This window comes from Pseudorhodobacter sp. (assembly GCF_030452865.1).
Lineage (GTDB): Bacteria > Pseudomonadota > Alphaproteobacteria > Rhodobacterales > Rhodobacteraceae > Pseudorhodobacter.
In genome coordinates, this window is the sequence record NZ_JAKDLJ010000184.1 from 1 (window position 1) to 6,907 (window position 6,907).

The 6,907-nt window shown below is 59.3% G+C and carries 6 protein-coding genes and 1 pseudogene; 1 reads left to right on the top strand and 6 read right to left on the bottom strand.

Annotated features, from left to right (window positions below):
- Positions 1–122: 122 nt before the first annotated feature.
- Together L0H65_RS11585 and acnA are read right to left on the bottom strand one after the other, a co-directional pair.
- Positions 123–269 carry a hypothetical protein gene (locus L0H65_RS11585; RefSeq protein ID WP_301459164.1) on the bottom strand — a complete coding sequence of 49 codons (147 nt, stop codon included), beginning with the start codon at positions 267–269 and terminating at the stop codon, positions 123–125.
- 127 nt (positions 270–396) lie between these two features.
- Positions 397–3,174, bottom strand: coding sequence for an aconitate hydratase AcnA (acnA, locus tag L0H65_RS11590; RefSeq protein ID WP_301459165.1), 2,778 nt, complete (start codon positions 3,172–3,174; stop codon positions 397–399).
- 280 nt (positions 3,175–3,454) lie between these two features.
- On the opposite strand from acnA, the gene L0H65_RS11595 reads away from it, so the two are divergent.
- Positions 3,455–4,153, top strand: a complete 699-nt coding sequence (locus L0H65_RS11595; protein ID WP_301459166.1) for a thioredoxin family protein — start codon at positions 3,455–3,457, stop codon at positions 4,151–4,153.
- A gap of 24 nt (positions 4,154–4,177) precedes the next feature.
- Here the strand turns inward: L0H65_RS11595 and L0H65_RS11600 are convergent, their stop codons facing one another.
- The 4 genes and pseudogenes from L0H65_RS11600 to L0H65_RS11615 all read right to left on the bottom strand — a co-directional run.
- Positions 4,178–5,050, bottom strand: coding sequence for a lysophospholipid acyltransferase family protein (locus tag L0H65_RS11600; RefSeq protein WP_301459167.1), 873 nt, complete (start codon positions 5,048–5,050; stop codon positions 4,178–4,180).
- Between the two features lie 121 nt (positions 5,051–5,171).
- A complete protein-coding gene (locus L0H65_RS11605) occupies positions 5,172–6,257 on the bottom strand; it encodes a flagellar motor switch protein FliG (RefSeq protein WP_301459168.1) in 1,086 nt (361 codons plus the stop codon).
- Between the two features lie 95 nt (positions 6,258–6,352).
- A complete protein-coding gene (locus L0H65_RS11610; protein ID WP_301459169.1) occupies positions 6,353–6,511 on the bottom strand; it encodes a hypothetical protein in 159 nt (52 codons plus the stop codon).
- Positions 6,512–6,663: 152 nt separating this feature from the next.
- Positions 6,664–6,907, bottom strand: a pseudogene (locus L0H65_RS11615) (adenylosuccinate lyase); the annotation flags it as partial.

Genomic DNA, 6,907 nt, shown 5'->3' on the forward strand with positions numbered 1-6,907 from the left:
TTCGTAAACCGGGTAATTCCTTTTTCCCCAAAAAAATCGGGGGCCCGCCGCCCCCAAACGGGGTTGGGCGCCCAAAAACCCGCCCCCCGAGGATATTTTCGGCAGAGAAGACCGAGGTAGAGTCAGAGCAGGGCTTGCAGCGTAAAATACAGCGCAAGACCGATCAGAGCGGCACCTGACGGCAGGCCCGGCAGGCAAGTCGCGCGCGGTTTGGCACGGCGCAGTTGGACATCAATCTCGGCCTGGCTGATCAGACGGGGGAAACGCATGTTACGGCCTTTCACGGTAAACTGAGTTTACCATGAGCCCCAAGGCTTAACGACGACATAACGGCGAACCGGAAAAAGCAACAAGCGCCCATCGGGCGCTTGCTTTCTGTGCGGATCCCGCTGGGGTTCAGGCGGTCTTTGCCAGATCCCGGAGCACATAATGCAATACGCCGCCATGTTCGACATATTCCTTTTCAATCGCCGTATCTATCCGGCACTTGATCTGGATTGTCTTGGTTTTGCCGTCGCCGTATGTGATGTAGCACGGCACTGTCGAAAGTGGCTTGAGATCACCTTCCAGCCCTTCGATACTGACGGTTTCATCGCCTTTCAACCCGAGGGTTTTGCGCGTATCGCCGTCGGTGAACTCAAACGGGATCACCCCCATGCCGACAAGGTTGGAGCGGTGGATGCGTTCAAACGATTCTGCAATAACCGCTTTGACACCCAGAAGTGCGGTGCCTTTCGCCGCCCAGTCGCGGCTGGAACCGGCGCCGTATTCGACGCCGCCAAAGATCACCAACGGGGTGTCGCTATCGGCATAGGCCATGGCGGCATCAAAGATCGAGGTTTGCTTGCCGTCGGGGCCAAGGGTATAGCCGCCCTCCACCCCATCCAGCATCTCATTCTTGATGCGGATATTGGCGAAGGTGCCGCGCATCATCACCTCATGGTTGCCACGGCGGGAGCCATAGGAGTTGAACTCCCGCACCGGAACCTGCCGTTCCACCAGGTATTTCCCGGCGGGGGAGGTGTCTTTGAACGATCCCGCAGGGGAGATGTGATCGGTGGTGATCATATCGCCCAAAAGTGCGAGTACCCTCGCATCCTTGATATCCGAAATTACGCCAGGTGTTTTCGACATGCCCTGAAAATAGGGCGGATTCTGGATATAGGTTGATGTTGGCGGCCAGTCGTAGGTTTCGGAATCCGGGGTCTGGACGCCGCGCCATTTCTCATCGCCTTTGAATACATCGGCGTATTTTTCTTGAAATGCGGCGCGGGTCACGGTGCGTTCCACAATTTCAGCAATCTCGGCATTGCTGGGCCAGATATCCTTGAGGTAGACCGGGTTGCCGTCCTTGTCGTCGCCAAGGCTGGCGGTGGTGATGTCGATATTCATATCCCCAACCAGCGAATAGGCGACAACCAGCGGCGGCGAAGCGAGGTAGTTGGCGCGGACATCCGGCGAAATCCGGCCTTCAAAGTTGCGGTTGCCCGACAGGACCGAAGTTGCGATCAGGTCATAATCGGCGATGGCCTTGGAAATTGCAGGCTCCAACGGGCCGGAGTTGCCGATGCAAGTGGTGCAACCATAGCCCACAAGGTTGAAGCCGATAGCGTCGAGGTCTTTTTGCAGACCCGCCGCCTCCAGATACTCACTGACGACCTGAGAACCGGGGGCGAGCGACGTTTTCACCCAAGGCTTGCGGGTCAGGCCTTTGGCATGGGCCTTGCGCGCGACCAAACCGGCCCCGATCATGACATAGGGGTTGGAGGTGTTGGTGCAAGAGGTGATGGCAGCGATAACGATGGAGCCGTCATGCAACTGGTAGTGGCCATCATCGGTTTTCACATAGCCGCGCTTGTGACTGCCCTTGTCGCCAGGGATGGCGCAGGGTTCGGGCGGACCACCTTCGCTTTCCCACCTGACCTTTTGCTTTTCACTGGCGATCTGGCCGACGCGTTCGCCGGTGACATATTTGCCAAAGGTGATTGCCGCCACATCAAGGGCCACGAAATCCTGTGGACGTTTCGGGCCGGAAATGGCGGGCACGATGGTCGCCATGTCCAGCGTCAATGTGGAGGTGTAGATCGGGGCGTAGTTTTCATCCCGCCACATACCGTTGGCTTTTGCATAAGCCTCGACCAAGGCGATCCGCGCCTCATCCCGGCCGGTGTTGCGCAGGTAGCGGATGGTTTCCTTGTCGATCGGGAAGAAACCACAGGTCGCACCATATTCCGGTGCCATATTGGCAATGGTCGCGCGGTCGGGCAGGGGCAGGCGGTTCAACCCGTCGCCATAAAATTCGACGAACTTGCTGACGACGCCATGTTTGCGCAACATTTCAACGACTCGCAACACAAGGTCGGTGGCAGTGGTGCCTTCGACCATTGCGCCCGTCAGTTCAAACCCGACCACTTCGGGGATCAGCATGGAAATTGGCTGGCCGAGCATCGCGGCCTCTGCCTCAATCCCGCCAACGCCCCAACCGAGGACGGCGAGGCCGTTGACCATGGTGGTGTGACTGTCGGTGCCGACCAGCGTGTCGGGGTAGGCGACCTGCTGCCCGTTCTGGTCCTTGTCGCTCCAGACGGTTTGCGACAGGTATTCAAGGTTGACCTGATGGCAAATGCCGGTGCCGGGCGGAACCACACGGAAATTCTCAAACGCTTTCTGACCCCATTTCAGGAAGGTATAGCGTTCCATGTTGCGTTCATATTCGCGGTCGACGTTCAACTGGAACGCGCGCGGATTGCCGAATTCGTCGATCATCACCGAATGGTCGATCACCAGATCAACCGGGGCGAGGGGGTTGATCTGCTGGGCGTCGCCGCCAAGACCAATGATGCCGTCGCGCATGGCGGCCAAGTCGACCACGGCCGGAACACCAGTGAAATCCTGCATCAGGACGCGGGCGGGACGATAGGCGATTTCGCGCGGGTTCTTGCCGCCATTGCTTGCCCATTCGCCAAAGGCCCGGATATCGTCGACCGAGACGGTCTTGCCGTCTTCAAAGCGCAGCATGTTTTCGAGCACCACCTTCAGACACGCGGGCAGCTTGGAAAAATCGCCCAACCCGGCCTCTTGCGCGGCAGGAATCGAATAATAGGCAATGCTCGATCCGCCCGAGGTCAGCGAGCGGCGGGTTTTGCTGCTGTCAAGTCCGACTCTGACGGTCATGTCTGACCTCCTCTGGCTGGTGCGTGGATGTTTCTTCCCTTGGGTAATGCCGAAGCCGGGGCACAAAAACAAGGGGGGTCTGTGCTTTGTATGCCATTGTATGCCGAAAATCCAGCGTAATTTGTCATTGGGTGCGACGGCATGGGAAACCGGCTGTTTTTGGCCGAAGCCGATGCGGAGGCGAAGCGGCTGGCTTTGTAACGCCCCCTCGCAAAACCTTGATTGGCCTCTGCGGCCGGAGTTTACTAGACACAAAGGAACGGGATACTGGAAAAGCAATATGAAACACCTTCTTGCAACCGTTTGCGCGGCATGGTTGGCCTTTGCGGCGCCGGGTCATGCCCAAAGCGATGATGCGGTTGTGGTGGAGCTGTTTACATCGCAGGGTTGCTCGTCCTGCCCACCTGCCGATGCCATTTTCGGCGCTTTGGCGGCGGATAATCAGGTGATCGCTCTGTCACTGCATGTCGATTACTGGGACTATCTGGGCTGGAAAGACAAGTTCGCAGATCCGCAGTTCACCGCGCGACAAAAAGCCTATGCCCATTTTGCCCGCGACAAGATGATCTATACGCCACAGATCGTGGTGCAGGGGCAGGCGCGCGTCGTTGGCAATCGCCCGGACGAGGTGGCCGCAGCAATCGGTGCACATAGCGGCCAACCGCAACGCGCGCACTTGCGACTGCAACGCAGCGGCGCGCAATTGTTGATCCGGGCCGCACCGGTTCCGGGGGTGGAGGCACCGCTTCGGGTGCAGCTTGTCCATTTCGATCCGTCGGAATCGGTGCTGATCGAACGCGGCGAGAATGCGGGAAAGACCATCACCTACAGCAATATCGTCACCTCGTGGCAATTGCTTGGTAAATGGGACGGGCAGACTGCGCTCGATCTGGCAATCCCTGCCGGGTCCGGCCCGCTGGCGGTCATCCTGCAAGCCGATGGTCCGGGAGAGATTTTCGGCGCGGCGGTGCTGAAATAGCCTGACGCGGCGGCGGACAGCGCTTTACTTCCAGCGCCGGTGAATCCAGAACCATTGATCAGGATATTGACGCACCAGTTTTTCCAGAGATGCGTTCAGCGCCTGGGTCATCGCCTCCGGCGTGTCATGCGGAATCGGTGACTCTATGATGATGTCGAAATCAAGCCCGCCCGCGCGCCGCACAGCATAGGTCGGAATCACCAGCGCATCATATTTCAAGGCCAGATCCGCTGCCGACAAAGCGGTTCTCGCCGGATGGCCCATGAAATCCAACGCAACGCCGCTGCTTATCTGCTGATCCATCAACAAGCCGAGCATCCCGCCAGAGCGCAAAAACCGCACCATATCAGCGAGACCCGCCCGACCTCGGGGGAAAACCGGCGTGCCGATCTGCGAGATCGCCTTGACATAATGCGCGTTGAAATCCGCGTCGCCCATCGGACGGTAAAGCGCGCCGACGCGGTAGCCGCGCGCGATCAAAGCGGCACGGCTGGCGTCGTAATTGCCGAAATGCCCGGTTACCAGAATCACCGGCCGACCGGCCGCATGGGCTTCGTCGAGCGCGGCCAGCCCTGCGCCTTGCAGCGGCTCTGCGGTGGCGCGGGCAATGAATTCGGCACCTGAATAAATCTCGATCAGGGTGCGACCGACATTGCGCGGCACCTCGCGCATCAGGCGCTTGACCTCGCGCTGTGGCAGATTTGGCAGGATCAGCGCCAGGTTATCCCGCACCCGTTTGTCATAGCCTGCAACCGGCGCGATGATATAGGCCATGACCCAGCCGCAAAGGGGCACGCGCCAGCGGTAGGGCAGGGCGAGCAGCAAGCCGATCAAGCCGCGCAGCAGGACATTGCGCAGCTTTCCGCCCCGGTTCTTTTCTGGTGTCTGGTCAGGCATCAATCCGTCCGGTTCAGACGCCGCACCGCGCAGGCCGCCCGGCGTCAGACATAAAGTCCCGTGTCAATGATCACAAGCGCGGCGATGAAGAAGCAAATACCCTCACGGGCGACGGGGCGCGTCAGGCATAATCTTCGGGTTGCACCAGCACAAGTTCGCCGGTGGTTTCCAGACTGCGGATCGCGGTGATGATTGCGCCTTGCGCGGCCTCGGCATCCTTTTCCTTGATTTTCCCCCGCGTCTGGATTTCTTCGCGCAGCGTCTGCGCCATCCGTTGCGAGAGGTTGGACAGGATGAATTCCGCCGCTGCGGCCGTGATCGGCAGGTTCATCGCCGAAGCGAGGGCTGTCACCATCACCGTTTGCTCGACGATTCGTACGATTTTCGGCACATCGCGCGGGCTGATCCGGTCGGGGATGTGGATGAAGGTGAAAATCGCCTTGCGCACCAGTTGCGCGAAATCCTGATCATCCTCATCCAGACCGGCCAACACCTCATCCCGAATCAGTTGCGGGGCGACGTTCAGAATTGCGCCCACCCGTTCCACCGGCCCGGCATCAAAGGCGCGGGCGGGTTGGTTTTCCAGTTGCGACGCCAGCGACAGGCCAATCCGGCGCACGGTTTCAGGGTCAACATTGCCGGTCAAGGAGACGGCATAGGCAACACGACGCGCGCGTTCCCCCGGCAATTTGCCCAGCAATTCAGCTGCTTTCGGCACCGCCAGTTTTGACAGCATCACCGCCGCCACTTCGACGCTTTCCTGTTCCAGCACGGGTAGCAGACGCTCCACCTCCAGCGAGGCGATGCGATCCCAGGGGTCGATCTTGGAGGAGGCGCTGGAGAGCCTGCGCAACCGGTTGGCGGCGGTGGTAGAGATATGGCCATCCATGATCGACAACGCACCATCAATGCCGCCGGGGAAGGACAGGCCAACCTCCTCCAACTCTGCCAGAAATTCGGCAACCACTTGTTGCAATGTGCGCCGGTCGATCAGGCGCATCTTGCTCATCTGCTCGGCGAGGGAGGCTTGAATATGCTCCGGCAGGCTCATCAAGGTGATCGGCGCACCTTCTGCCACCATCAGCCGAACGATCACCGCTGCCTTTTCCCGGTTGGTCAGGCTGCGCTTGCGCGCGCGACGTTCCACATTCGGGGCAATCCGCTGCGCAGGCGTGATCTGTGCCAGTTCCGTCGTTCCGCCGTCCATATTTGCGCCCTTTCTGGGTTACAGATGAGCCCAAGTTGCCAGCATAGTATTAATGCAGCCTTACGCCCGGCGCGGTGACAGCGATTTTGTCGGCTCTAACCGGAAACCGGCTCGCATGTATTGGTCGCGCCGACGAAGACCAGACCATCCGCGCAGGAAATTGCGGCGGCGTGAGCCTCCCCCGAACACATTGCGAATGCGAGGCCGGGGCTGAGGCAAAGGGCGGTGCAGGCGAAAAGCGTCTTGATCTTCATCTTGCGTCCTTTCGGTTTTCTTTGCTGACCAGACTGCCGGTGTCATCCGGCACAATGGCTGCGCAATTGTAGCATGGAAATGCCAAAGTTCAGCAGGAAATCCGGCCCATCCGATGTCATCGCAGGCATCGAAGGCTGAGATTCCCTTGCACTCAACCGCCGAACACGCGGGCGAAAATCGTATCGACGTGTTTGGTGTGGTATCCGAGATCGAATTTTTCCTCGATCTGCGCCGGGGTCAGTGCTGCGGTGACTTCGGCATCCGCCAGCAATTCGGTTTTGAAATCGGCACCTTTTTCCCAAACCTTCATCGCGTTGCGCTGCACCAGGCGATAGCTGTCCTCACGCGAAACGCCTGCCTGCGTCAGCGCCAAAAGAACACGCTGGCTCATCACA

Bases quoted from the DNA above. Each gene is read 5' to 3' on its own strand.
- L0H65_RS11585 (WP_301459164.1), bottom strand. From the start codon at position 269: ATGCGTTTCCCCCGTCTGATCAGCCAGGCCGAGATTGATGTCCAACTG.
- acnA (WP_301459165.1), bottom strand. From the start codon at position 3,174: ATGACCGTCAGAGTCGGACTTGACAGCAGCAAAACCCGCCGCTCGCTG.
- L0H65_RS11595 (WP_301459166.1), top strand. From the start codon at position 3,455: ATGAAACACCTTCTTGCAACCGTTTGCGCGGCATGGTTGGCCTTTGCG.
- L0H65_RS11600 (WP_301459167.1), bottom strand. From the start codon at position 5,050: ATGCCTGACCAGACACCAGAAAAGAACCGGGGCGGAAAGCTGCGCAAT.
- L0H65_RS11605 (WP_301459168.1), bottom strand. From the start codon at position 6,257: ATGGACGGCGGAACGACGGAACTGGCACAGATCACGCCTGCGCAGCGG.
- L0H65_RS11610 (WP_301459169.1), bottom strand. From the start codon at position 6,511: ATGAAGATCAAGACGCTTTTCGCCTGCACCGCCCTTTGCCTCAGCCCC.